Source organism: Bacillus cereus group sp. BfR-BA-01355, from assembly GCF_022663675.1.
GTDB classification, from domain to species: Bacteria; Bacillota; Bacilli; order Bacillales; family Bacillaceae_G; genus Bacillus_A; species Bacillus_A thuringiensis_S.
This window is the reverse complement of the sequence record NZ_JAKUFY010000009.1, coordinates 1-24,692: the sequence shown is the minus strand read 5'-3', so window position 1 is coordinate 24,692 and position 24,692 is coordinate 1. Positions and strand designations below refer to the sequence as shown.

Here is a 24,692-nt window from a genome sequence, read left to right as displayed (position 1 = left end):
GAGACGTTGCCTTTACTTAACATATAATTGTTGATTAGGATAAATTAGCTCTTGCTGCAATCCATTTTTTTCTTTAATTTCCTTAAGTGTCATACTAAATTTCCGTGCAATACTAACTAAAGTATCCCCTTTTTGTACGACATATAATGATGAAGAAACAACTTCATTTCTTTGTTCACTTAAAACAAGCAATGGGTTCATCGCATTCTTTTTCGCCATCGTCCATCTTCCTTGATGAAGTTCTAGATGTAAGTGTGCACCTCGCGATTCTCCCGTGTTCCCTACTTCTCCAATTTTTTCACCTTTTGAAATATAATCTCCTTGACCCACATATCTCTTATTTAAATGTGCATATACAGCCTCATATTCTCCGTGTTTAATAAATACAACATTTCCATAACTACTTGAATAATAAGACTTCGTTACCTTACCATCTTGGATAGCTGCCACAGGCGTTCCAATCGGTGCAGCTACATCAATACCATAGTGTTTTCCATGCCTTGTCCCAAAATAATCACTTATCTGACCTTCAACAGGCCATGTCCATCGATTTTCTTCTGCATAAACATGTAATTGAGATACAAACAGTATACTCAATAACATGACTCCGCATTTTAAAACTTTCATATACATCCTCCGTTTTCTAATTACCACCATACCTTCTCTATTTTGGTATATTACAGAAAAAAGTATACAAAAAAAGAAAGTGAATTACTCCACTTCCTTCTCTTTCTTATCACGAAAAACTAATGCACTACGGTTATACTCCACATCTTTCACTTGTAATCGGGCATTTATTACTCTAGCTACTGCAAATAAATAGTCAGATAATCTATTTACATACTTTAGAACAACTTCATTTATTTCTCCTTCTTTTTGTAAGGACACGATACATCGTTCTGCTCGCCTTACAACTGTACGTGCAATATGAATAGCAGCTGCCGACTCGCTTCCACCTGGTAAAATAAAGCGCTCTAGCGGCGGTGCTTCTTCTATATACAAATCAATCTTTCTTTCTAAGCTTTCAACCATCTCAATTGTCACCTTATAAGGAATTTTTTGTTCCACTATTGCCAAGTCTCCTCCGCAATCAAATAGCTCATGTTGAATATTTTCGAGCTCATTGTAAATATCTCTATAAGTCCCGCCTTGAAGCTTAGTCATTGCATATCCGATATGAGAATTCGCCTCGTCTATTGTTCCATACGCTTCCACACGGATATCATCTTTATCAACCCTACCGCCTATTACACTTGTCGTTCCTTTATCTCCTGTTTTTGTATATAATTTCATTTCTTCACAGCACCTCTCTTGTTATTCTTTATTCGAGCAACATAGAAAAAAGTTCTACCATTCTTTATTTAATTGAGTTTACAAAAAAATAAAAAACAGCAGAACTTTATTCATTATCAACTTTAAAAACACATATCTAAATTATACGATTCGGTAAATATACAGAGAATGTAGTTCCTTCTCCGACAACACTTGAAACAGAAATTTTACCATCATGACCTTGAACAATATTTTTCGCAATCGCAAGCCCGAGTCCTGTTCCACCCTTTTTCCCACGTGTTCTTGCTTTATCAGCTTTATAGAAACGATCAAATAAAAATGGAATATCCTCTTCTGGAATGCCTGCACCCGAATCTTGTACTTCAAAAATGAGGCCATTATTTTTCGAATCAATTACAAGCGTTACATGTCCGCCTGCGTTTGTATGACGTATTGCGTTATCAATTAAATTCGTCAATACTTGTTCCATACGATCTGCATCAAACGGGTATTGTTCAATTGAATCTTTGAAATCAACCGTTAACGCGACCTCTTTATCCTTTGCAATCCCTTGGAATTTACGACCTATTTTTTCAACGAAAGGATGAATATCAACTTCACCTATATGTAACTCTACATTACCACTTTCCATGCGTGCTAAATCTAATAATTCATTTACAAGTTTACCTAAACGAACGGATTCATCATAAATGATTTGAACAAACTCATCAATTTCTTCTTTCGTTTGCACAATATCATCTAAAATCGCTTCACTATACCCTTGCAGCATTACCATTGGTGTACGAAGTTCATGCGATACATTCGCAATAAAGTCTTGACGCATCTTTTCAAGACGGCGTTCTTCCGTCATATCTCGCAGTACCGCTACAGCTCCACGAATTTTCGTTTGATTGTAAAGCGGCGTCATAAGAACTACATAGTTCCCTTTTTGTAAATTAATTTCAACAACTTGTTGTTGTTCACTTTCTACAACAAGATGGAATAGTTCCACAAGTTCAGAAGGTAGTTTTTTACTTAGCTCTATCTCTTTTTCTTCTTGCCAAACTTGTAAGAAATGTTCGGCCGGCGGATTGATTACTACAACTTCACCTTCTTGATTTAATGTAATAACCCCATCTGCCATACTACTTAAAATACTAGCTAACTGTTCTTTCTCTTGTTGCAAGGCGTTCATATTAAACTTCAACTGTTTTCCCATTTGATTTAAGGCTGTTGCAAGCTCACCAATCTCATCCTGAGATACCATAGGAGCTTTCGCATCAAACTTCCCACGCGACACTTCAAAAGCAACCTCACGCATTTTACGAAGTGGTGCTGTAATTCGAGTAGATAAGAAGAACGCAAAGAAAGTTGTTAATATAATCGCAATTCCAGCCGATAAGAAAATAAAATCAGTCGTTCTTTCCATACCTTGTATCGGTACTTGTAAAGATTCATATACGAACACTGCACTTTGATTTTTTGATTGCACTGGTTTTCCGACGATCATAATATCATTTTCGGTGTTTTTATTCTTCCTACTATTAGACGCTTTTCTAATGTTATTCTTAATTTCTTTTTTGTCTGTAAACACAGCCGCTAATTCTTTATCTTCGTTTAAGTCATCCATTGTAAGAGTGACTAATCCTTCTTGTTTCGGTGAAGAAGAGATTTCTTTACCATCTTCTACAATAATAATCCTTGAAAGTGGATCAGAGAATTTGTAAGCGATATTCTCAATCGTTTTTACATCGGCACCTTCTTCAATTAACTCTGAAACACTTGTTGCGACTTTTTGAAGCCTAGCTTCACTCATATCAACATAGTATGTTCTAAAAAACTGTGAAAGTAAAATCGCAACAAATCCAAGCACGAACGAAACGAGAAGTAATATGGTCATCCATAACTTCCCTACTACACTTCTCCAAAGCATCAGTCGTTCACAACCTCAAATTTGTAACCTACACCCCAAACAGTAACAATCATTTTCGCTGCATCTGGTGATTTTTTGCTTAACTTCTCACGTAAACGTTTTACATGTGTATCAACTGTACGTAAATCTCCGAAGAATTCATATTGCCATACTTCTTTTAACAGTTGCTCACGATCGAATACTTTATCAGGAGCTTTCGCTAAAAATAATAGTAACTCATATTCTTTCGGCGTTAAGTTTACTTCATTACCATCTGCAGTAACACGGTGTGCATCGTTATCAATTGTTAAGTGCGGGAATACAGTAACATCTTTTGTCGTTGTATCTTGTGTAAAGAATGTTGTTGGTACAGCACGACGTAATACCGCTTTCACACGTAGCACGACCTCACGTGGACTAAATGGCTTTACAATATAATCATCTGTTCCAACTTCAAATCCTTGTACTCTATTTACTTCTTCACCTTTTGCTGTCAGCATAATAATTGGTGTCGCTTTCTTCTCACGAACCCCTTTACATACTTCAATGCCATCTTTACCAGGCATCATAAGATCTAATAAGATTAAATCGTAATCATTTTGCAACGCCATTTCTAAAGCTGTATCACCATTATCTGCTTCTTCAATTGTGTATTGTTCTCTTTCTAAGTACATTTTCAATAAACGACGAATACGATCCTCATCATCTACAATTAAAATTCTTGATTCATTTTCCATCTCTACCCGCTGCGTACTCTCACCTCAGCGGTTCACACCTACCCTTCTTTACTATTATGTTGCGCTATTCTCGTTTATTTAAGCAATCTTCTAAATGTTTCACTTCCCATATTATGCTTCACAAGAATAATAAATTTTGTTCAATTTTTTTCCAAAACTATGTATTTTTTTTGAACAGTATATAATGTCCTCGACATCATTTTACAAAATCAACCGCTACTTTGTCATGTTTTTCTCAAAAAAGAAGAAAAGTTGACAAAAATAAAATAGGAAAGTGACATGCACTCTCCTATTTTATTTCTCTATGCATATGAATGTAAACCGGCAATAATTAAGTTTACTACAATAAAGTTAAACATAATAATTGCAAAACCAATTACTGCAAGCCAAGCTGATTTCTCTCCATGCCACCCTTTAGATAATCGTAAATGTAGTACTGCAGCATAAAAGAGCCACGTTATAAGTGCCCAAACCTCTTTCGGATCCCAGCCCCAAAAACGCGTCCACGCTATTTGAGCCCAAATCATTGCAAAAATTAACGCTCCTAATGTGAAAACTGGGAATCCAATTGCAATAGATCGATATCCGATTTCATCTAGTAAATCACTATTCGTATTCTTTACTAACGGCTGAAGTGCCGCCGATACTCGCTTCCGTAAAACAAGCCTTAATACAATATAAAGTAATGTTCCAACTAACACTGACCAAATAACAGTATTTAATTTTTTCGCATTTACAATCGCTGGAACTTCAACTACCGGTTCTAATTTATTTTCCGTCAATAACTTCCCTTCGTGCGGTCCTACTAAAGCTGGAAGATTGTACTTCATTTCCAGTTGTTGTTCATTTTTATCAACCCATTGAAACTTCGCTTCATATTTCATACTAGAAAATACCGTTGTTACTCCAATAAATCCAACTGTACAAACAAGCGTAAACACTACCGTCTCTAGCCAAAATGTCCGTTTACTTCTCGTTGATTGATCTACATTTTTTAATAAATACATGACGCCCGTAATAAAACTAATCGCTAAAATTGCTTGTCCTGCTGCTGCAGTCGTCACGTGAATATGTAACCAATTACTTTTTAAAGATGGAATAAGCGGAGATATTTCCCTCGGAAACATACTTGCATAGGCAATTAATAAAAGCGCAACTGGTAATGCAAATAGTCCAATTATACTTACGCGGTACATAAAATACATTACAATAAATGCTCCTACAAGCATCATGCCGAAAAATGTACCGAATTCAAAAAAGTTACTAACTGGCGCATGCCCTGATGCAATCCACCTTGTAACAAAATATACTGTTTGTGCTATAAACCCTAAAATTGTAATTGTTATTCCTACATTTGCCCATTTATGACCCTTTTCTTTAATGGCTCCACCAAAAAATAGAGTCGCAATTAAATATAAAATAAATGCGGTAAAGAGAAAGTTACTACTTATTTGCACCATATCGTTTCCCCACCTTAACTAATTTTTTTATCGATTACTTTATCATTTGGCTGTGGAATTGCTGTACCTTCTATTACTCTTTCAATATCTTTCTTTAAACCGAACCAATTTTTATTCGTATGCCCTGCAATCCACCATTCATCATTAACACGTTGTATCCAAATACGGCGATGATTCCAATACATACCTTGAATGACACCAACCATAAATATAAATCCTCCAATACCGAGAATCCAAAGCGTTAAATCTTTTCTTACAGTAAGTGCTGTTGCATTTTGCATTTCAACACCCGCAAACGACATTTTATATTTGTTGTTTCCATCAGGTTCTATATTTTGCTGAATACCAACAAAACTCACTTCACCATCTGGTGTTTCAGGTGTAAACATTTTAAATACAAATGCAGGATTGTTCGGTAATTTCGTTTTTGTATTCGGTTTTCCATTCTCATCAAAATAAAAATCAGGAAAATAGCTTAATAGTTCTAGAGAATAACCATTTCCTAAATCATATTTTTCCTTAGGATTCGTTAAATCTACTTTAATCGGTCCCCATTTTTGATTATTTTCTTTATTTTGCAAGTTGAAGGACATACTTTTAAATTCACTTTCTTTATAATCCACTTGATACACTGCAAATTGATCAAATTTCAGTGGTTCATTTACTCGAATTTCCGCTTCTTTTACTTTTTCCAACTTTGGTTTTTGCCCTGCTATATTTTCGCCCACAGCTTTATATAATACAGCATTCGTTTGGAAGTTTTTCGCAATCATTTTATCGCCTACACGATCAATCGCTTCCTCAAAAACTTCCTTGTCCTTACTTTTATCATAAACTTCTTTTATAAATTTCTCGTTTTTTAAGTAGTATTGTCCATCCGTCCCTGGTATTTCTTTCGTTTCACCATCACGTAACCAAAGTGCTTCGTCTACGTACATACTCGGTAAAAAACGAAGCATCGCACCGAATAAAAAGATAATAAGACCGATATGATTTACATATGGACCCCAACGCGAGAAGCGTCCCTTTTCGGCTAAAACGTTTCCGTCTTCCACTTTCACGTTATAGTTTCTTTTCTTTAAATTCTTTTGCACTCTTTCCAGGTCACCATCTTGCGGTGTACCAGTCCCATATAATCTCTGTCTCTTTAAAAAGCTAGGATGTCTTTTTACGCCTTGCTTTTTTAAAGCTTTATAAAGTGGAATAACGCGGTCTAAACTACATATCACAAGTGAAATACCGATAGAAGCAATCAAAATCATATACCACCATGAACCGTATAAATTATTAAATCCTAATTGATAGTATAATTGCCCTAAAAATCCGTATTCTTGCTTATAATATTCAGCTGGTGCAATCCCTGGAGTTATGTACATTTCTTGCGGAAAAATAGTTCCTATCGCTGATGCAGCTAAAGTTATTACGATTAGCCATACACCGACTTTTACAGAAGAGAAAAAGCTCCAAATTTTATCGACTATCGTTTTTGTTTGCGTGAGAGATCTCCGTGCACTCCCCTCATAGCGCATATCCAATAGTTTTGCATTTTCTTTGCTTTCAAATGGTTTCCCGCAAGCTTCACAAAAAACGGTTCCTATCGGATTAACATGTCCACATTCACATTTAATTTCTTTCAACACTCTCACCGCCCCTGTATCTATATGTACTATTGTATATTCTAACCTCGAGTTACCGCAATACTCAGAATTTTTAAATCAGAGGCACTATAGACACGCACCTCTTATGTAAAGGCTTTCTTTATTACGGAGTAATTTTCTTTAAATATCCTTCTAACTGTTCTTTCGTTTGTTCACCTATAATTTGCTCCACTACTTTTCCATCTTTATCAATCAAAAAGCTTGTCGGTAATGGACCTACTCCATATGTTCCTATAATCTTTTGTCCTTTATCAATAGCAACTGGGAATTTCAAACCATATTGGTTCACAAAGTTCTTTACTGCAATATCCGTTTCATCTGCATCTAACGCTATGATTTCAACGCCTTTTTCTTTATACTTTGGATATAATTCATTCATATAAGGCATTTCTTTTTCACAAGGTTTACACCACGTACCCCAAAAGTTTAAAAATACACCTTTTCCCTTTAAATCTTTTAGTTCAATTTTCTTCCCTTCTAAATCCGTCACAACAAAGTTAGGTGCTTCTTTTCCGATTTGCATTTTCTCTTTATTAGCAAAGAATCCTTGATAAAGGGTAAATCCTACAGCACCACATAAAATGAGTAGAATAATAACGCGAAATAATAAGCGATTTTTCTTCATATTACCTCTCCTCTCCTCGGTAAATGTTATGTATTATCTTCTGTAAATGTTGTATTGAATAAATCACCAGCAGAGCACTCCACTGGTGAATTTTTAACTCTATAGCTTATCTTGGCTTTGTAGAAGCAAGCGCGCGTAATTGTTTCACCTCATGTGGTGTCAATTCTCTCGCATCACCAGGTCGCAGGCTTCCTACTTCTAAGAAAGCATAACGTTCACGTTTTAATTTCACTACTTTACAGTCTAACGCTTCAAACATACGACGTACTTGACGATTACGTCCTTCATGAATTGTTAATTGTACAATAGCCATCTCTTTACGCTTGTCCCAAGAAATAATTTTCACATGTGCTGGTGCTGTTTTACCATCTTCTAATGCAACACCGCGTTCTAACATGCGAATTTTCTCACCTGTTAATGGGCCTTTTATTTTTGCAACATACGTTTTTTCAACTTTATATTTAGGATGCATTAATATATTTGCGAAGTCCCCGTCGTTTGTCATTAATAATACTCCTGACGTATCATAATCTAGACGTCCGATTGGGAATAAACGTTGTGTAATTTCAGGGAAAAAGTCTGTTACAACACTTCTACCTTTATCATCTGATACACTTGAAATTACACCAGTTGGTTTATATAGTAAAAAATAAACAGGTTCTTCTTTTTCAAGAGGGATGTTATTTACTTCTACTTTATCTTGAGGAGTTACTTTTGTTCCTAACTCTTTCACTATTTTTCCGTTAACTTTCACTTTTCCTTGCTGAATTAATTCCTCAGCCTTTCTTCTCGATGCAATACCTGCTTGCGCAATCACTTTTTGTAATCGTTCCATTTCTTTTTTTCACCTCGAATTTATCTTACCTTACATTAGAAAGACTTGGCAACCGCATACGCTTTACGGTTATTCGCCCCATCTCCCTTAAACAACATAGCGATGATATTAAACATATAAAGGTCAAATCATGTTTTTATCCTTTATTATTGTCCATATTTTTCATATTTCTCACAATAAAAGTTCATCATTTTGTCAAAAATACTGCATAAAAAAACCACTATTAAGCTACACCTTAATAGTGGTCGTATACGTATTATACGCGAAATAGCATAAAAAATGAATAGCTTTACTGAAACAATAGGGAAACAAAGACAATCGAGCAAATAATTCCGATTAAATCTGCAAAAAGACCTACTTTTAATGCATCTCCCATTTTTCTAATACCAACAGCTCCGAAGTATACTGTTAAAATATAAAAAGTCGTATCTGTACTCCCTTGCATCGTAGAAGCTAATCTCCCAATGAATGAGTCTGGCCCATATGTGGCAATTAAATCAGTCGTAATACTTAGACCAGCAGAACCTGAAATAGGACGTATTAGTGCTAATGGAACGATTTCTGCTGGAACGTGAATTAAATCTAGCATTGGCTTCATTACTGATATCATTGCATCTAGCGCACCTGACGATCGGAATATAGAAATAGACACAAGCATTCCAACCATAAAGGGTAAAATGGAAATTGCAATTTGAATCCCTTCTTTTCCTCCCTCAACGAACGATTCATACGTCGGCACTTTCTTTATCGTGCCATATAAAAGAATAAAACCAATTACACAAGGGATTACCCATAAGGAAATTGTATTTACAATACTCATTTTTTCCGCCCCTTTCTACTCCTTCTTCGGTAAAAATAGCGGTCAATCCAAATTGCTCCAATCATAGAAAGTACTTGTGCAATAAATGTTACCCCAACAATTTCAGTAGGATTGGCTGATTCATATGTCATTCGAATTGAAATGACTGTCGTAGGAATTAATGTAATAGCTGATGTATTTAATGCTAGAAACGTCACCATAGAACGGCTCGCCGAATCCTTTCCTCCATTTAACTCTTTTAGTTGTTCCATCGCTTTAATACCAAGAGGGGTTGCTGCATTACCTAGACCAAAAAAGTTTGCCATCATATTTGATAGAATAAATCCCATGGACGGATGATCCTTTGGTATTTCTGGAAACAACCTTTTTACTATCGGCATAAAAAGTGAAACTAATTTTTTTAACAATCCGGCTTCCTCTGCAATTTTCATTAAACCAAGCCAAAATACTAAAACACTAATAAGTCCTATACAAATCGTTACTGCATCTTTTGCTCCGTCAAATACAGCCTTATTCACTTCTTCCATCGTTCCATTTAACATGGCGTATACAATCCCAATGACAGCCATCGCTACCCATACGAGATTAACCATTGTTCCCAACACCTATCATGTAAGAAAAAATTTCTTTCACATTATTCCAGTAAAGTCCCGTTGTAGCTACTAACTTCCGTTTACTATAAAATAAATTCCGTTCTCCAACTTTCTCATTGCCAACATAAACATCTGTCTTTCCAACCTTTACTCCATCCTCAAGCGTTATACTTTTATCCAGTTCAACTTTTAATAACACGTTCTTTCTTTCCTCTTCAGTTAACGGCACGGAAAAACTATTTTTCGTATAAACATGGTTGGCATACTTCTTTTCATTTATTTCAGCAATTGCTCCTTGTCCTAAAACTTTCGTTTGCTTGAAACGTTCAAATCCTTTATCAAATAGATTCATATGATCATCCCAATCACTAGAAGCACTCAAAGTTACGACAATTAAATCTAGTCCATCTTTTGATGCCGTTGTAACAAGCGTTCTTCCTGCTTTCTTCGTAAAGCCTGTTTTTCCTCCTGTTGCAAATTCATAATAAGACGTTACCAACTTATGTTTATTTTTCCACGGGTAATCCCAAGAATCGGATTTATACGTTTTTGTTCCAAAGATTTTTTTAAATGACTCGTTTCCCATTGCATACTTCGTTAATAACGCCATATCGTAAGCCGACGAATAATGTGATCCATCTCCATCTAAACCATGAGGGTTTGAGAAGTGAGTATCTTTCATTCCAATTTCTTTCGCCTTTTCATTCATTAAATATACGAATCCATCTATACTCCCACCCACACTTTCAGCAATTACTTGCGCTGCGTCATTACCAGATCTAAGCATGAGTCCGTATACTAAATCTTCTAACTTCACTTTTTGTCCAGGCTTTAAATAGATTGCTGATCCTTCCACCCTCACCGCTTCATTGCTAACTGACACCATTTCTTTCATCTTCCCTGATTCAGCAGCTAACAAGGCAGTCATAATTTTTGTTATACTAGCAATTTTTTGAGGTTCATGTTCTGCTTTTCCGTATAATACACGACCAGACTGTTGCTCCATTAATACAGCATTTCGAGCACTGACATTGCTGTTCATCTTTGCATATGTAGGAATCGGCATAACGCTTGCGTACATAATAAGAAGCGTAATGATTACACAAATTCGTCTCATATTTCCCCCCACGTCCTTTTGGCACTTTTTGTACAAGTGTATGCTTGGCCTTTTAAAATATGAACGAAATCTTCCTTCTGCTTCCATTAAAAAAGACGCAGAGAATTTGCGTCTAATATGGTGTCCATTCAATTTGTTTCGCAGTTTCAAACCTTTTTTCTACATCAGGCCAATTTACAACATTCCACCAGTTTTTAATATATTCATCTTTTCGATTTTGGTATTGTAAATAATACGCATGTTCCCAGACATCTAGTACAAGGAGTGGTATCGTATCCCATTGTGTAAATAATTGATGAAGTGTACTTTGCAAAATTTCTAACCTTCCAGACCGGGGCACCCAAACGAGAATTGCCCAGCCTGAACCTTCTACTTTAGAGGCCGCTTCTGTAAAATGTTTTTGGAAACGTAAAAAGCTCCCAAAATCTTGTTCGATTTGTTGTGAAAAAGCACCTCTTGGACTCCCACCACCGTCTTTTTTCATGTTATTCCAAAATATAGTGTGTAAGTAATGACCTGACCCATGAAAAGCCGCTTCTCTTTCCCAATGCTTAATTAAATCAAATTGATTTGTTTTTCTCGCTTCTTCCATCATCTTCTCTGCTTTATTTAACCCTTCCACGTAACTCCGATGATGTTTATCATGGTGTAACATCATAATTTCTTTAGAAATATAAGGTTCTAACGCATTATACGGATAAGGTAATGGCGGGAGTGTATGTCCTCCAATTGGAACAGCTCGTTCGCTATCCCCTCTTTCATATAATTCATATTCCTCTTCTTCTTGCATAAATACTTCCTGCAAGTGATGCTGAATATGTTCTACATCATCACTTATTTCATACATAAACTCTGCATCTGTTTCATACTCATGCTCTTTCATACGCTCTAACAACGCCTGAATTTTATAAGCAAGCATATGGACATCATACACTTCCATTGCGCGGCTATCTAATACGTGAAGAACACTTTCACACCAATTTTCTACTTCATGAAAGTAATCTGTAAATACACCTTGCTGATTCATGTTGCACCTCCCTAATGCTATCCACTTAACTATATTCAATGAAAATCCCTTATATAACTGTACAAAAGGAAAAGAAGCTAAGTCACCTTAGCTTCTTTTCCGCAATCAATATTTGTGTAACATCTTTGTCTGATAATCCGTCTCATAATATTCTAGTTCTTCACGCATCAATTGAAATTTACCTTCTAAACTCTTCATCACTTGCCCCAAAGATGCAGGTGGTGTTTGTTGAAAAACGATAGAATTTTTTCCTGTATATGCAGACCGACTATTTTCATACCAATAATCACTCTTTGGTGAAAAAAACTCTGCAATTACTTGATGGTAAATCTTATATAAAATTTTTTCAGCTGCTGTTTTTCGAAATGGCTGACTATTCAACAAAACAAAACATGCATCATGTCCTTCTTCGCAAAAAACGAGAAGTCGTCTCATTGATGCTAATAACCCTTTATAATATTGCTCATTCCCTGCTGGTGTTTCCTCTAATAAAGAAGGCAACGTATGATAATTTACATAATTGGTTATCAAATTAATAGCATCTTCTAAAAATATAGAAACTTGTTCTGTTTGATTTTCAACCATCAAATTAGACATTTTTTCTCTCTCCTTTGCCATTTCACGCTATTTCTACTCTTTTATTTTTATGTAATTCAGCCAATATTTCTTGTACTTTCGACACCGTTCCCTCATCAAAATATTGTTGAAATTCTTCCAGATTATTTAAATACAAACGTTTTTGCGCACGAAGTTCCCTATCCTTCACTAAACAACATATCGCTACAATATCGCGCAAATATATGTTTTGTTCTTCTACTTTATACACTGGATTTCCTTCAAAAGGAGTAATTTCTTGTAAAACTTCTTCAAAATATCGAACGTATAAAACCGAAAAAGTTTTCTCTTTATCATTTAATATATATGTCACTTCAGATCTGTTAAAAAAATCTTCTGATGTATTAGGTTTCGCCTTTTCTAACTCATATCCTACATAACCTTTTATAATCATATACTCCCCTCCACCTTCTTTCATCTTATTCTAACTTAATTTTCTGATAAACAAAATATTCTTTTTAAATATACCTATATAAAAAATAGCTCCCCTATACAGGAATTTACCTTTTTATTTTTCTTGAAGTTTGTCATAATAATATTATTGTCTCAGTTTTCTTATACAAGGAGAGTTGTATTTATGTCGTTTTCATGGAAACGTTTCTTACAAATCGGGAAAATTATCTTCCCATTTGTTGTATTAACAATTGTATTCTTTCAAGCAAAAAAAGAATTAGCGGGCATTTCTTTTTTAGAAGCGATTGATACAATTAAAAACATTCCAACTGGAGGAGTCTTTTTAGCAATTACACTTGGTGCATTCGCTGTATCAACAATGTTCTTTTATGACTATGTTATGCTTCGTTACTTAAAAGCTGATATCCCTGTCCAAAAGATTTTCCGTATCTCGTGGATTGCTAATACTTTAAATGGATTTATCGGGTTTGGTGGTCTAGTTGGAGCCGGCGTACGCACAATGCTTTATCGTCCATACATAAAAGAAAATGGAAAACTTATTAAAAGTATCGCTTGGATGACAACTGCCTTTATTAATGGATTAGCCATTCTTTCATTTCTTGGTCTTATCGGAATATTAGACACGAGATTTATTTTGCATGAAAAACCATGGCTATGGCCTGTTCTTATCTTCTTTGCTCTTTTCGTCCCTATATATATCGGATTTTCTAAATTAAAAAATAGAAAAGCGATGCAAACAGAGGGACAAGAAGAAGAGGAGAAAAACCCAACTGTTTTATACTCATTAGTTTCATTAGTCGAATGGGTATCTGCTGGTATTGTTATGTACGTCATATTACTATTATTTGGCATTGAAATCGAATTCCAAAAGTTTTTAGGCGTATATGTCATTGCTGCTTTAGCTGGTGTCGTTAGTCTTGTTCCTGGTGGTCTTGGATCATTTGATCTTGTCTTCTTAACTGGGCTTGGGCAATACGGCATCGATACAGGTGTTTTGCTTCCTGCTATGTTATTATATCGTCTCGTCTATTACATCTTACCATTCTGCCTTGGTCTCATTTTTGCAGCTTTTGAAATGACAGGAGTAGCCATTAAAAAGTTTGAAGATAAACCCTTTATTGCGCCTGCATTAGAGACAACTGGTGTTATATGGACTTTGCAGCGTGACTTTCTAGGAAAGTTAGGTTCTTGGGCATCTGCTGCTTTAACAGTATTTGCTGGCTTAATGGTTATTTTATCAACTATTCTACCGACAAGTATAAATCGGGCACACGCCTTACATATTCTAGCTCCAAAACATCTTATTCAATTTTCTTTTAGCTTATCGCTAACATTCGGTATTCTCCTCCTCATTCTTTCACGAGGGATATATTACGGAACAAAACGTTCTTATTATATGACGATTGTTTCTTTAATTGGAGCGGCTATTTTTAATACACTAAAAGGAATTGATGTTGAAGAAACTTTTATTTTATTAATCGTACTCGCTGTATTGTATATGCTTCGTAAAAGGTTTGTACGTGAGAAAATGGAAGTCTCACTTTCCGATATCGTAAAAGTTTTTATATTCCTACTTGTAACGTTATATTTATATAAAAACTTAGGTATTTTATTTGCAAGTGCAAAAGAAGCTTTCCAACCTGATTTTGTCGTTCGTAATATTACACAAGTGAAACGAAGTGCATTAGCAGCTGCCTTTTTTGTTCCTACTTTTTTACTAATTGGTTCACTCATTGCAAATCGTTATCGAAATGAATTTCCCGGGCAACCAGCTAATGATAAAAGATTACAAAACTTCTTAGATGAACATGGTGGAAATGTACTTAGTCATTTAGGTTTTTTAGGAGATAAACAGTTCTTTTTCAGTAGTGATGGAAAAGCACTCATTCTCTTCTCAATAACTGGAAAACGACTTATTGTACTAGGTGATCCAATCGGGGACCCTTCCTCCTATCGTACTGTATTGCAAGAGTTTTTAGCTGAGGCTGATCGATTTGGATACATTTGTGTATTCTACCAAATTGAAAGTAAATGGATGAGCTTATATCACGATTTTGGTTATAACTTCTTTAAGCTCGGTGAAGAAGCTGTTGTTGATTTAAATACATTTACAATAACAGGAAAGAAACGCGCTGGCATGCGAGCTACTTTCAACCGTTTTGAAAGAGAAGGCTATACATTCTCTATTCATGAGCCACCTTTCTCAGACGAATTATATGAAGAGTTAAGAAAAGTTTCAGATGCATGGCTTGGTGGAAAAAAAGAGAAAGGTTTTTCACTCGGATACTTCGATCGTGAATATATTAGTCGCGCTCCCATTGCAACATTATCTGATGCGGATGGAAAATTTATTGCATTCACAACATTCATGCCCGTATATCAAAACGGATCATTATCTGTCGATTTAATGCGATATTATCCAGATGCGCCTAGCGGCATTATGGACGCAATTTTCATCCACTTATTCCAATGGGCAAAAGAAAATGAATACCACTCCTTTAATATTGGTATGGCACCACTTTCAAATGTTGGTTTATCCACACAGTCTTTCTGGTCTGAACGAGTGGCTGCTGCAATCTTTAATAACGTTCGTTATACGTATAGTTTCAGCGGATTACGACATTTTAAAGAAAAATATAAACCAGCATGGAGCGGTAAATATTTAGCATTTAGGAAGAATCATTCTTTACCAATTACAATGCTCTCTGTAACAAAATTAATAGGAAAAAGAAAAAACAGCTAAATTCTTAGCTGTTTTTTCTTTTTTGAACTTGTACAATAAATTCTTTTTCATAGTTCTTACCATTTATATAGAAATTCCCCCACATTTTATACGTACCCTCGGCAGGAAATGTAATACGGTATTGTAATTGTTCATCCGTATCCACAGGCATAGCGTATAAAAAGTTCTCCTTCGTTTCATCCACGATATAGAGTGACTCTACTTCTCCTCTCTCTGAATGTAATTTCAATTTTTCACCCTTTTTCGCTTGAAACTGAAATGTTAACGTAACTGGTTCATTCGGATGTAATGCGCCAAATAAAAGAGAAACTTCATACTCCCCTATTTTTTTTGTAAGTACACTGTCGATTGGAAATTTCACTTTTTTCTTATTGTTCCCCTCTTTCGTTCTACCAAAATCTTTTCTAGCGAATGACTCTACGGACTTATTTTTATCTTCGTATAAAAATATCGTATATTCTTCATCTTTCGCTATTTTGGAAGATAACTTATATGACCCGTTCCCTGCAAATGTAGGTTTAATTTGTTGTATGTGTTTTAACTGTCCATCTACAATCACTGCCCGAATTTGATCATTTACACCACGAATTTCATTATTCTTTTTGTTTAACAACTGAAATACAATATCTACTTTCTCATTTCCCTTTCCATTTGACACATCCCACTTTACTTCCTGAACATCTCCTACAGTCTCTTCGTTTTCTTGATATTTTTTTATGTAAAATCCTCCTGCCACAATAAGTACTAACGCAATAAGCCCAATGACAAGATTTTTCAAAACATCACCTACCATTTTTATTGTCTCTGTTCACATAAAACTTCTTAAGCTATATATTCTAGATTATGATTTATGAAATCCTCCTATTTTGCACATATTACAAATAATAAAAAGATTTTAATTGAAAGGATTCGTAGTGTATAATGCAAATGATATTGATTTCTATCAATACATTATAAGGAGGACTTTTCATGAGTGTACATATCGAAGCAAAACAAGGCGAAATCGCTGAATCTATTCTATTACCAGGTGATCCATTACGTGCAAAATATATCGCTGAAACATTTCTAGAGGATGTTTCTTGCTATAATAACGTACGTGGTATGTTAGGTTTTACTGGAACTTATAAAGGAAAACGTGTATCTGTTCAAGGTACAGGTATGGGTGTTCCTTCTATTTCTATTTATGTAAACGAATTAATCCAAAGCTACGGAGTTAAAAATTTAATTCGCGTTGGCACTTGCGGTGCAATTCAAAAAGATGTAAAAGTTCGTGATGTTATTATCGCAATGACGGCTTGTACTGATTCTAATATGAACCGTTTAACATTCCCAGGATTTGATTTCGCACCAGCTGCAAACTTTGATCTTTTAAAGAAAGCTTACGATGCTGGAACTGAAAAAGGATTACACGTTCGTGTCGGTAACGTCTTAACAGCAGATGTGTTTTATCGCGAAAGCATGGACATGGTTAAAAAACTTGGAGATTACGGTGTATTAGCAGTAGAAATGGAAACAACTGCTCTTTATACATTAGCAGCGAAATACGGCGTAAATGCATTATCTGTATTAACAGTTAGCGATCACATCTTCACTGGCGAAGAAACAACATCTGAAGAGCGTCAAACTACATTTAACGAAATGATTGAAATCGCTTTAGATGCAGCAATTCAACAATAATACACTAAAGAACTTGTCATACGTCTGGCGAGTTCTTTTTATGTGACTTTTTATAAATAACTATTTTATAAAGAGACAGATTTCTCCCCTCTACTTTATTGTAACGTTTGTTATAATAAAGTGAAACTTTAATCAGTGGTTTTTTTCCATCCCCCACTGATTATTAGTTGAACCAATCAGGCTTTTACGGACAGTTGATCTCCCACCTAACTCCCTTGTATTCGCCGAATTTTGAAGTGGAAGTCTTATTGCCCGAGCGGGATAAAGAAATCATTTACAGTATTTCTCATAAGAGGTGACGCAGTGAAAAACAGAAGTATCGTCTTTAAACTATTTTTATTAACATCAACTTTATTTACAATAATATTCCTACTTTTTTTCCTAGGACAATCTCTATTTTTAGAGAAATTTTATATTAATAAAAAAGTAAAAACAGTTCAAACTGCTTTTGAAAAATTCGTAGATAATTATGACAAAAGTGATAAAAGTTATGAGAAAGTTAGAAAACTAAAACAAGAATTTCATGATAAAACAAATGCCGATATGCAGTTTTTGGATTCTAACGGTATTATTAAAAGTGATAACAATTACTATATCGATGTATTTAATCCCAACAATAATAAACAGTATTCCATTCCACTCAATAACCTTTTAACACCAGAAGAATATAATAAATTCGAAAATTTAGGTTTAAAAAAAGATGTAATAATTAATGTTGATGGAGTCGTACAAGAGAATAATATTATTACACCACAAAAATTAGGAACGAATTATAATCAATGGCAAAACGAACATTTCTATTCGGATTTTCAGTCAATTAATGGTAATCCTTCTAAGAATAGACTTGCAAGCCGATACAAATCTACAACTCGTATCGTCTTTACAGGTGTTATAACTAAGTTACAGCTCCCATCAAAAGCTGAGGTTCGTCTTGCAAATGATATTGAAACATTACAAGCCGTTCAATATTTTGCAGATATTATTAGAGATGGCACTTCTAACTCGAACCAATTAAACACTTTCATATTAGATGGCGGCGAAAATATAAAAAATAGTATCTTTGTAAAGCCGATTATAGAAAACGGAAAGATTACAGAATATGCTTTTGCGATAGCGTCTTTACAACCCGTTAATGAAGCGATGCTAGTTTTAAAAGACTATTATGTTTATGCCTTAATCATCGTGTTTCTCGTTATTATTTTGTTATCCTTCTACTACTCAAAAATCATTGTTAAGCCATTAATTAAAATGAATCGTGTTACAAAAAAAATGGCTAATTTTGATTTCAGCGAGAAATTACCTGTTACAGCCGACGATGAAATTGGTGGGCTTTCCGGCAGTATCAATACATTATCTGTAAATTTAAAAGATCGAATCGATCGATTAAATGTTGCCAATACAAAGTTACAACAAGACATTGAACGTGAACGTCAATTAGAGAAAACAAGAAAAGAATTCATTTCTGGCGTATCACACGAATTAAAAACACCACTGAGTGTAATTAGAAGTTTTGCAGAAGGTATTAAAGATGGTGTTAGTAAGGATACTTCGTATTATACTGATGTTATTTTAGAAGAAACAGAAAATATGAACAGGCTGATTGTTGAAATGTTAGAATTAGCAAAGTTAGAATCTGGTACTTACAAACTAGATATGACGACGTTCTCAATTGGTGAATTAACGCAACAAGTCTATACAAAATTATTATTTAGCATGGAAGAAAAGCATCTACAAGTGAACGTCGATGCAGACCCTTCTATACTTGTTAAAGCAAATCGTAGCCGTATTGAGCAAGTAGTTGTGAACTTACTAAGTAATGCAATCCGCTATACGCCGGATGGAGAAAAAATACAAGTCTCCATTATAGAAGCAGAAGATACCGTAAAAATCGAAATCGAAAATACAGGAAACCCTATCCCTGAAGAAAGTCTTGAAAAAATTTGGGATCGCTTCTATCGCCTAGATGCATCACGTAGCCGTCACACCGGAGGTACCGGTCTCGGATTATCTATTGTAAAAAACATTTTAGACCTCCATCATGCCGAGTACGGTGTGTATAATACGACTAACAGTGTTGTATTCTATTTCAATTTACAAAAAGTAAAAGAAGTCAAATAATTTGTCTTAATTTCACTAGGAGTTCACATGAAATTCACACTCTCCCTTTATAGTAAGAAACAAGTTAATCCTTTCCTTTACACATATAAAAGAGGAGAGTGCGTGAAATGAAACAAGCAGGACAACCTATTCAAAATGAAAAACAATTAGAAACTATCAAAAATATACTTTTACAATCTTCGAAACGTGATGGCTTATTATTCGTATTAGCTGTAAATTCTGGCTTAAAAGTAAGTGAAATCTTACAATTAAAAGTTAGTGATGTAATCGATGAAAATGAAAATGTTCGCCATTCCATTTTATTTTACAATGAAAAAGTGAAGAAACATAAATGGTTTGCTGTAAATGAAGACTTACAGCACGCAATCGAAGACTACATGAAAGAACGTAAAACTTGGAAACGTAATGAACCATTGTTAAAATCTCAAAAAGGAACAAAATCTATTACGAGACAACATGCATGGTACATTTTAAACAAAGCTGCAAAAGAAGTTGGATTAGAAGGGATTAGCTCACATACACTTCGAAAAACTTGGGGTTATTGTGCATACAAATCAGGTGTTGATATTGCATTTTTACAACACTTCTTTGATCACAGTACTCCATCAAAAACTTTAAAGTATATCGGTATTGCTTAATAACTCTTATACATAAAAAAGGTTACCATTTGAAAATTTGGTAACCTTTTTTATATTTCATATTCTCTTTTCTTGTCTCTCCTATACTGTAGTGGTACTCTAATAATAAGGGGGAGAAATTATGAACACACTTACAATTGAATTACCAAAAGAAACGGCTGAAAAACTTGATTTATTAAAACAAGCTTACGAAAAGAAAACAGGTACTTCTATCTCTGAGAGCACTCTCGTGCAAACACTTATCTCAAAAGAATTTATCCAGGCGATAACTCCTTTTGATTTACAACAATTCATCAACGGAAAAGAACAGCATTAATGCTGTTCTTTTTTTATCTCTATTTAAAATATACAAAGTTTTTTATATATTTTTAGAAAAACCATTGACAATGATAATGATAACCATTATCATTTATTGTGAAGCCAACAATTGATGAATCAACCAAACGCTCAGTAACATTGTTACCCCTCTTTTTCATATAGAAAGGCACTGTACATTCCCCCTGTTTGTACAGTGCCTTTCTTGTTTATTATCATTCAAAAAAATTTAATTGCTCCGGCTTCGGCTCACCATATGTAATGTTCATCATTTTCATAAGCTGTTTCGCATTATCTGCTGCATCCCCACCTGAATTGTTGTTAAACAGTACGTATATATCCTTTGTTTTCTTTTTTAATTGCTCTAGTCGTTCCACCCATTCTTCCAGTTCTTTATTGTTGTAGCGATATAAACAACGAACCGCTCTCCAATTTTCCCCTTTATCAAGCCAACCATGAACATTTCGACCGTGAAAACGTATTAATGCCATGTTTGAATTCGTAACCTCTAATACGAGTGGCACAGAACCTATCCCAGCCTGTGGTTCATCACAAATTGTATGAACCCATTTCTCCTGTTCTAGAAACTGTAACGTCTTATCTCTCATTTCTGGATAAAACCATGTTTGATTTCGAAATTCTATTGCACATGGTAAACCTTCCATTTTTTCTTTCGTATATCGAAGAAAATCTACATTTTTCTTTTTGCAATCAAACCATGGTGGATATTGAAATAAAATTGTTTTTAATTTATTAGCTTCTATTAAAGGAAGAATGGACTGCTTATACACATCAAACATCTCATCAAACGTAGAAAAAGGAAATTCCCCTTTCATATGTCCTGTCATTCCTTGATACGCTTTTACGACAAAAGAAAAATCTTTCGGCGTTTCCATTGCCCATTTTATATAATTTCGTGCAGGTTGCATCGCGTAAAATGAACTATCCACTTCCACAATAGGAAAATACTCACTATATGTTCGTAATTTATTTCTATTTTCATAGGAATCTACGTATAAAGAATCATGATCTCCCCATCCTGTCACTCCAATGAACAGCACATATATTCCTCCCTTTTTAACTTTATCTTCTATTCACTCCCCAAACACTTTTGCTAATCAATTTCATTAAGTGGCCCTTTCTTTAAGAGTATCCTTATTAAAATATGATATACTATATGGAAGAATTTTTAAAATGAGGGGTTATTTATTTATGCTTCCAAACGATGCTACTGTATCTCATGAAAAACGAATTGAAGAACTAGAAAATAAAGTGCGTTTTTATGAAGAACTTGTAAATCAATTACCACATCATTTCACATACAAAAATCCACATATTGGTTTACAAATAAAGAAAACTAGAGCAACTCATTCCATTCAAGAAATACCAAAAGAGAATAAAGAGGCTCATTTTCAACTTACTTGTGATTCATTATTCTTATTTGAACAACTTGAAAAACACTTTGTACATATTTTTGATGCCTTTTCACATCATGTAACCTTTGTCGATAGTAAAGGGAATATTACTTTATGTAATCAAGTTGCCGCAGATGATTTCGGTGTAATACGAAATGATATTATCGGAAAACCGATTCAACAATTACTAAACTTGCCGGAAGAAAAAATTAAAGCGATTGAAACATTAAGAACGGGAACAGAAATATATAATGAAGAAGTTTTAGACAAAAACTATGGCATTATAAACAACCGAATTATTCGCGATTATAACGGGGAGATTTTTAGGGTTATTAGTGTCTTTCATTATTTAAACACAGAGCGTGATGCAGAGAAGTTTTCGTTAGCAGGACGAATCGCAGCCGGAATTGCACACGAGGTACGAAACCCTCTTACGACAGTACGAGGATACTTACAATTTTTACAAGAAAGTGTTTCTCCATCAAATAAAGAGTTATTTAAAAGCTTACTTATCCCTGAATTAGATCGTGCAAATAGTATTATTACAAAATTTTTAGCCATTTCAAAAACACGTGAATTTACAAGAGAACCGTTTCCTATTAATACATTTTTATGCGACTATATTCAACAGTTACTAGCTAGTGAAGTCTTCTTGCATAACATTTCAATTGATTATAACTTTTCTAATGAATTAGATGATATTTTAGTCAATATTGATCGACATGAACTTGTTCAAGTATTTTTAAACCTATTTCAAAATGCCGTCGATGCTCAAGGCGAAAAGCCTCTTTCTATTCAAATCACTAGTTATCGCCTAGATAACTTCGTTCGGATTACTTTCACAGACAATGGAATTGGTATTCCTCTAGCTATTCAAGAATATATCTTTGATCCATTCTTCTCAACGAAAGATTCGGGGACAGGACTAGGCTTATCAGTAACAAAAAAAATCATCCAAAATCATAACGGTACGCTCAAAATGACTAGTGATCCAGACGGTACAACCTTCACTATTTCTATTCCGATTTTACCTAAAGTAAATCGTGAAGCAATTAACTTATAAAATGAGAATGCTGTTCTATTAACTCCCTTTAATTGTTAAGCACACTCTAACAATTAAAGGGAGTTTTTTAAAACATATAGATTTTTCTCTACTTCTTTATTGTTCGTGTTAGGTAGGTAAACTTCTTATTTTTTGAGAAATAGTAGTTTGTCCATCACGAATTTAATTTAAATTTCATTATAATATATAGTAACGACTATTATTCTATGAAAGAAAGGAATGCAAAGATAAACAAAAAAAATAAAGGGAAAGTATTTTATGGTAATGATTGTTGCGAAGTAAGAGCTTGTAGTTATATCAACATCTCTAAGTCCGAACTTAAATAATTTGTTAGACTTCTTCAAGCTCTCGGCCAAGCTATTCAAGCTGTCTTAGTTCAATATGGATCTGGTTCCTAGGTGGAGGCGCTACTGGACCAGCGGGTACTCCGATTCGGGTAACTATAGCTGCAATAGGAAACTCCAATGCTCAAACAATATCAACTGGAATTAATATTCAATTAAATCAAGTTTTTGAAATAAATAATATTAACTTTAATGACACTACACATACTTTACAGGCGTATATGATATTAGTTTCTCGGCATCTACAACTTTCCCAGGCTCTTCACCGTTTGGATTCGGTATTTCATTCAATGGCCAACCACCTACTCGTAATTTTTCAACTAATGTTATCGGTAGTGCTGTTTCTTTCTCTACAATTGTTACTTTACAAGCTGGTACAACGATTTCTGTACAACCTACAGCAAATACTATTTCTATTCCTAACACGGGCGATACAACTGCGACACTATCTGTACTCCGAATTTACTAACCACAATTTCCGATAATATTTTGGGAGGACTAAACACATTTATAAGTAATAGGTGTGATTTTGATTGTCTATTAAATCTCTCTTTTAATAAAAAGGAGCACTTATTTGGGAGGATAAGTGCTCCTTCTTTACGTTTCTTTACCTCAAATTTACTCTATCTTAATCCTCATTTTGTATGATAAATAATGAAGTCAAAGATATGAAAGAGGGATGAAAAATGAGAGTTATGTCACCGATACGCATTTGGATTGCTCTTATGATATGCATTATTTTATGTGTAGGGGTTTTTTTAACTCTAAAATATTCTACTATTTCAAAAGCAGAGAGAAAAACAGTTCCATACACACTTTTGTATACGAAACAAAACAACATCCTTTATTCCAATTCCACAAATAATGAAAAAAAAGTTATAAAAGGAATGCTTATTACGAAAGCTTCTAGTTACGAAACTCTACTTCAAATTACTGAAACGATTAAAGATCAGTATACAAATAAAGGAATTGATGAAATCACGCTGACTATCCATAATGAAAATAATGGTAGTTATGAAGAAGAATTACCATACGAACCGATTAGTAAAGGAACAATAATCATCACATACGATTCTCAATCCTTTGGCAGTACCAACATTACTCTTAATGAATAGTAGCATTTACCCCACTAATTATGAGCTCACTTCATTTTTCACATGAGAAAGAGGCGAATAACGAAATTCGCCTCTTTCTTTTACCATAACGATGGAATCCACTCTTTCACTTTATTAAACCACTCTTGCTGTTCTTTTTTCCTTTTTTGTTCTTCTTCTTGCCTTTTCTTTTCTTCTTC

At 34.5% G+C, this 24,692-nt stretch carries 23 protein-coding genes and 1 pseudogene; 8 read left to right on the top strand and 16 right to left on the bottom strand.

The window, feature by feature from the left end:
* Positions 1-12: 12 nt before the first annotated feature.
* The 14 genes from MR167_RS04875 to MR167_RS04810 all read right to left on the bottom strand — a co-directional run bounded on the left by MR167_RS04875 (position 13) and on the right by MR167_RS04810 (position 13,065).
* Positions 13-627 (bottom strand): peptidoglycan DD-metalloendopeptidase family protein, encoded by a 615-nt coding sequence (locus MR167_RS04875; protein WP_000866113.1) that lies wholly within the window; start codon positions 625-627, stop codon positions 13-15.
* An 84-nt stretch (positions 628-711) separates the two neighbouring features.
* A complete protein-coding gene (locus MR167_RS04870; protein ID WP_000781274.1) occupies positions 712-1,293 on the bottom strand; it encodes a cob(I)yrinic acid a,c-diamide adenosyltransferase in 582 nt (193 codons plus the stop codon).
* 136 nt (positions 1,294-1,429) lie between these two features.
* Positions 1,430-3,205, bottom strand: a complete 1,776-nt coding sequence (gene resE, locus MR167_RS04865; RefSeq protein WP_081359108.1) for a sensor histidine kinase ResE — start codon at positions 3,203-3,205, stop codon at positions 1,430-1,432.
* Positions 3,205-3,921: a DNA-binding response regulator ResD gene (resD, locus tag MR167_RS04860; protein WP_000426861.1), complete on the bottom strand. Its 717-nt coding sequence runs from the start codon at positions 3,919-3,921 to the stop codon at positions 3,205-3,207. The genes resE and resD overlap by 1 nt, the downstream gene beginning before the upstream one ends.
* Before the next feature lie 302 nt (positions 3,922-4,223).
* Positions 4,224-5,381 carry a cytochrome c biogenesis protein ResC gene (gene resC, locus MR167_RS04855; protein ID WP_086397275.1) on the bottom strand — a complete coding sequence of 386 codons (1,158 nt, stop codon included), beginning with the start codon at positions 5,379-5,381 and terminating at the stop codon, positions 4,224-4,226.
* Between the two features lie 14 nt (positions 5,382-5,395).
* A complete protein-coding gene (resB, locus tag MR167_RS04850; protein WP_242314091.1) occupies positions 5,396-7,021 on the bottom strand; it encodes a cytochrome c biogenesis protein ResB in 1,626 nt (541 codons plus the stop codon).
* 121 nt (positions 7,022-7,142) lie between these two features.
* Positions 7,143-7,664, bottom strand: a complete 522-nt coding sequence (gene resA / locus MR167_RS04845; RefSeq protein ID WP_000742194.1) for a thiol-disulfide oxidoreductase ResA — start codon at positions 7,662-7,664, stop codon at positions 7,143-7,145.
* 106 nt (positions 7,665-7,770) lie between these two features.
* On the bottom strand, positions 7,771-8,499 hold the full coding sequence (gene rluB / locus MR167_RS04840) for a 23S rRNA pseudouridine(2605) synthase RluB (protein ID WP_000440553.1): 729 nt from the start codon (positions 8,497-8,499) through the stop codon (positions 7,771-7,773).
* Between the two features lie 289 nt (positions 8,500-8,788).
* Positions 8,789-9,319, bottom strand: a complete 531-nt coding sequence (gene spmB / locus MR167_RS04835) for a spore maturation protein SpmB (protein WP_000029514.1) — start codon at positions 9,317-9,319, stop codon at positions 8,789-8,791.
* Positions 9,316-9,912, bottom strand: coding sequence for a nucleoside recognition domain-containing protein (spmA, locus tag MR167_RS04830; RefSeq protein ID WP_242314088.1), 597 nt, complete (start codon positions 9,910-9,912; stop codon positions 9,316-9,318). Before spmA ends, spmB begins: the two co-directional genes overlap by 4 nt.
* Entirely contained in the window at positions 9,905-11,029 is a 1,125-nt protein-coding gene (locus MR167_RS04825; RefSeq protein WP_001252627.1) for a D-alanyl-D-alanine carboxypeptidase family protein, read from the bottom strand. Before MR167_RS04825 ends, spmA begins: the two co-directional genes overlap by 8 nt.
* 112 nt (positions 11,030-11,141) lie before the next feature.
* On the bottom strand, positions 11,142-12,056 hold the full coding sequence (locus MR167_RS04820) for a superoxide dismutase (protein WP_001075736.1): 915 nt from the start codon (positions 12,054-12,056) through the stop codon (positions 11,142-11,144).
* A 105-nt stretch (positions 12,057-12,161) separates the two neighbouring features.
* Positions 12,162-12,653 carry a YpuI family protein gene (locus tag MR167_RS04815; RefSeq protein WP_000067555.1) on the bottom strand — a complete coding sequence of 164 codons (492 nt, stop codon included), beginning with the start codon at positions 12,651-12,653 and terminating at the stop codon, positions 12,162-12,164.
* A gap of 22 nt (positions 12,654-12,675) precedes the next feature.
* Positions 12,676-13,065 carry a hypothetical protein gene (locus tag MR167_RS04810; protein ID WP_000584359.1) on the bottom strand — a complete coding sequence of 130 codons (390 nt, stop codon included), beginning with the start codon at positions 13,063-13,065 and terminating at the stop codon, positions 12,676-12,678.
* A 183-nt stretch (positions 13,066-13,248) separates the two neighbouring features.
* Between MR167_RS04810 and mprF the strand changes: the two genes are divergently transcribed.
* On the top strand, positions 13,249-15,828 hold the full coding sequence (mprF, locus tag MR167_RS04805) for a bifunctional lysylphosphatidylglycerol flippase/synthetase MprF (protein ID WP_242314087.1): 2,580 nt from the start codon (positions 13,249-13,251) through the stop codon (positions 15,826-15,828).
* 4 nt (positions 15,829-15,832) lie between these two features.
* Here the strand turns inward: mprF and MR167_RS04800 are convergent, their stop codons facing one another.
* Positions 15,833-16,621, bottom strand: coding sequence for a hypothetical protein (locus MR167_RS04800; protein WP_242314085.1), 789 nt, complete (start codon positions 16,619-16,621; stop codon positions 15,833-15,835).
* 176 nt (positions 16,622-16,797) lie between these two features.
* Here MR167_RS04800 and deoD point away from each other — a divergent pair, with 176 nt between their 5' ends.
* The 4 genes from deoD to MR167_RS04780 all read left to right on the top strand — a co-directional run bounded on the left by deoD (position 16,798) and on the right by MR167_RS04780 (position 20,577).
* Positions 16,798-17,505, top strand: coding sequence for a purine-nucleoside phosphorylase (deoD, locus tag MR167_RS04795; protein ID WP_000110699.1), 708 nt, complete (start codon positions 16,798-16,800; stop codon positions 17,503-17,505).
* Between the two features lie 303 nt (positions 17,506-17,808).
* Positions 17,809-19,623, top strand: coding sequence for a sensor histidine kinase (locus MR167_RS04790; RefSeq protein WP_000797506.1), 1,815 nt, complete (start codon positions 17,809-17,811; stop codon positions 19,621-19,623).
* 107 nt (positions 19,624-19,730) lie between these two features.
* Positions 19,731-20,261, top strand: coding sequence for a tyrosine-type recombinase/integrase (locus MR167_RS04785; protein ID WP_000806236.1), 531 nt, complete (start codon positions 19,731-19,733; stop codon positions 20,259-20,261).
* A gap of 121 nt (positions 20,262-20,382) precedes the next feature.
* On the top strand, positions 20,383-20,577 hold the full coding sequence (locus MR167_RS04780) for a DUF3924 domain-containing protein (RefSeq protein ID WP_242314083.1): 195 nt from the start codon (positions 20,383-20,385) through the stop codon (positions 20,575-20,577).
* A gap of 214 nt (positions 20,578-20,791) precedes the next feature.
* Here the strand turns inward: MR167_RS04780 and MR167_RS04775 are convergent, their stop codons facing one another.
* Positions 20,792-21,637 (bottom strand): DUF72 domain-containing protein, encoded by an 846-nt coding sequence (locus tag MR167_RS04775; protein WP_000897362.1) that lies wholly within the window; start codon positions 21,635-21,637, stop codon positions 20,792-20,794.
* 151 nt (positions 21,638-21,788) lie between these two features.
* Here MR167_RS04775 and MR167_RS04770 point away from each other — a divergent pair, with 151 nt between their 5' ends.
* From MR167_RS04770 to MR167_RS04755, 3 genes and pseudogenes are all read left to right on the top strand, one after another.
* Entirely contained in the window at positions 21,789-23,054 is a 1,266-nt protein-coding gene (locus MR167_RS04770; protein ID WP_000937232.1) for an ATP-binding protein, read from the top strand.
* 206 nt (positions 23,055-23,260) lie between these two features.
* Positions 23,261-23,867 (top strand): annotated as a pseudogene (locus MR167_RS33635) (Gly-Xaa-Xaa repeat protein).
* A gap of 217 nt (positions 23,868-24,084) precedes the next feature.
* Entirely contained in the window at positions 24,085-24,513 is a 429-nt protein-coding gene (locus MR167_RS04755) for a hypothetical protein (protein WP_242314080.1), read from the top strand.
* The last annotated feature ends 179 nt before the right edge of the window (positions 24,514-24,692 follow it).

What these genes read in the sequence shown, in the direction of transcription:
- MR167_RS04875 (WP_000866113.1), bottom strand. Translation starts at nt 627, where the DNA reads ATGAAAGTTTTAAAATGCGGAGTCATGTTATTGAGTATACTGTTTGTA.
- MR167_RS04870 (WP_000781274.1), bottom strand. Translation starts at nt 1,293, where the DNA reads ATGAAATTATATACAAAAACAGGAGATAAAGGAACGACAAGTGTAATA.
- resE (WP_081359108.1), bottom strand. Translation starts at nt 3,205, where the DNA reads ATGCTTTGGAGAAGTGTAGTAGGGAAGTTATGGATGACCATATTACTT.
- resD (WP_000426861.1), bottom strand. Translation starts at nt 3,921, where the DNA reads ATGGAAAATGAATCAAGAATTTTAATTGTAGATGATGAGGATCGTATT.
- resC (WP_086397275.1), bottom strand. Translation starts at nt 5,381, where the DNA reads ATGGTGCAAATAAGTAGTAACTTTCTCTTTACCGCATTTATTTTATAT.
- resA (WP_000742194.1), bottom strand. Translation starts at nt 7,664, where the DNA reads ATGAAGAAAAATCGCTTATTATTTCGCGTTATTATTCTACTCATTTTA.
- rluB (WP_000440553.1), bottom strand. Translation starts at nt 8,499, where the DNA reads ATGGAACGATTACAAAAAGTGATTGCGCAAGCAGGTATTGCATCGAGA.
- spmB (WP_000029514.1), bottom strand. Translation starts at nt 9,319, where the DNA reads ATGAGTATTGTAAATACAATTTCCTTATGGGTAATCCCTTGTGTAATT.
- spmA (WP_242314088.1), bottom strand. Translation starts at nt 9,912, where the DNA reads ATGGTTAATCTCGTATGGGTAGCGATGGCTGTCATTGGGATTGTATAC.
- MR167_RS04825 (WP_001252627.1), bottom strand. Translation starts at nt 11,029, where the DNA reads ATGAGACGAATTTGTGTAATCATTACGCTTCTTATTATGTACGCAAGC.
- MR167_RS04820 (WP_001075736.1), bottom strand. Translation starts at nt 12,056, where the DNA reads ATGAATCAGCAAGGTGTATTTACAGATTACTTTCATGAAGTAGAAAAT.
- MR167_RS04815 (WP_000067555.1), bottom strand. Translation starts at nt 12,653, where the DNA reads ATGTCTAATTTGATGGTTGAAAATCAAACAGAACAAGTTTCTATATTT.
- MR167_RS04810 (WP_000584359.1), bottom strand. Translation starts at nt 13,065, where the DNA reads ATGATTATAAAAGGTTATGTAGGATATGAGTTAGAAAAGGCGAAACCT.
- mprF (WP_242314087.1), top strand. Translation starts at nt 13,249, where the DNA reads ATGTCGTTTTCATGGAAACGTTTCTTACAAATCGGGAAAATTATCTTC.
- MR167_RS04800 (WP_242314085.1), bottom strand. Translation starts at nt 16,621, where the DNA reads ATGGTAGGTGATGTTTTGAAAAATCTTGTCATTGGGCTTATTGCGTTA.
- deoD (WP_000110699.1), top strand. Translation starts at nt 16,798, where the DNA reads ATGAGTGTACATATCGAAGCAAAACAAGGCGAAATCGCTGAATCTATT.
- MR167_RS04785 (WP_000806236.1), top strand. Translation starts at nt 19,731, where the DNA reads ATGAAACAAGCAGGACAACCTATTCAAAATGAAAAACAATTAGAAACT.
- MR167_RS04780 (WP_242314083.1), top strand. Translation starts at nt 20,383, where the DNA reads ATGAACACACTTACAATTGAATTACCAAAAGAAACGGCTGAAAAACTT.
- MR167_RS04770 (WP_000937232.1), top strand. Translation starts at nt 21,789, where the DNA reads ATGCTTCCAAACGATGCTACTGTATCTCATGAAAAACGAATTGAAGAA.
- MR167_RS04755 (WP_242314080.1), top strand. Translation starts at nt 24,085, where the DNA reads ATGAGAGTTATGTCACCGATACGCATTTGGATTGCTCTTATGATATGC.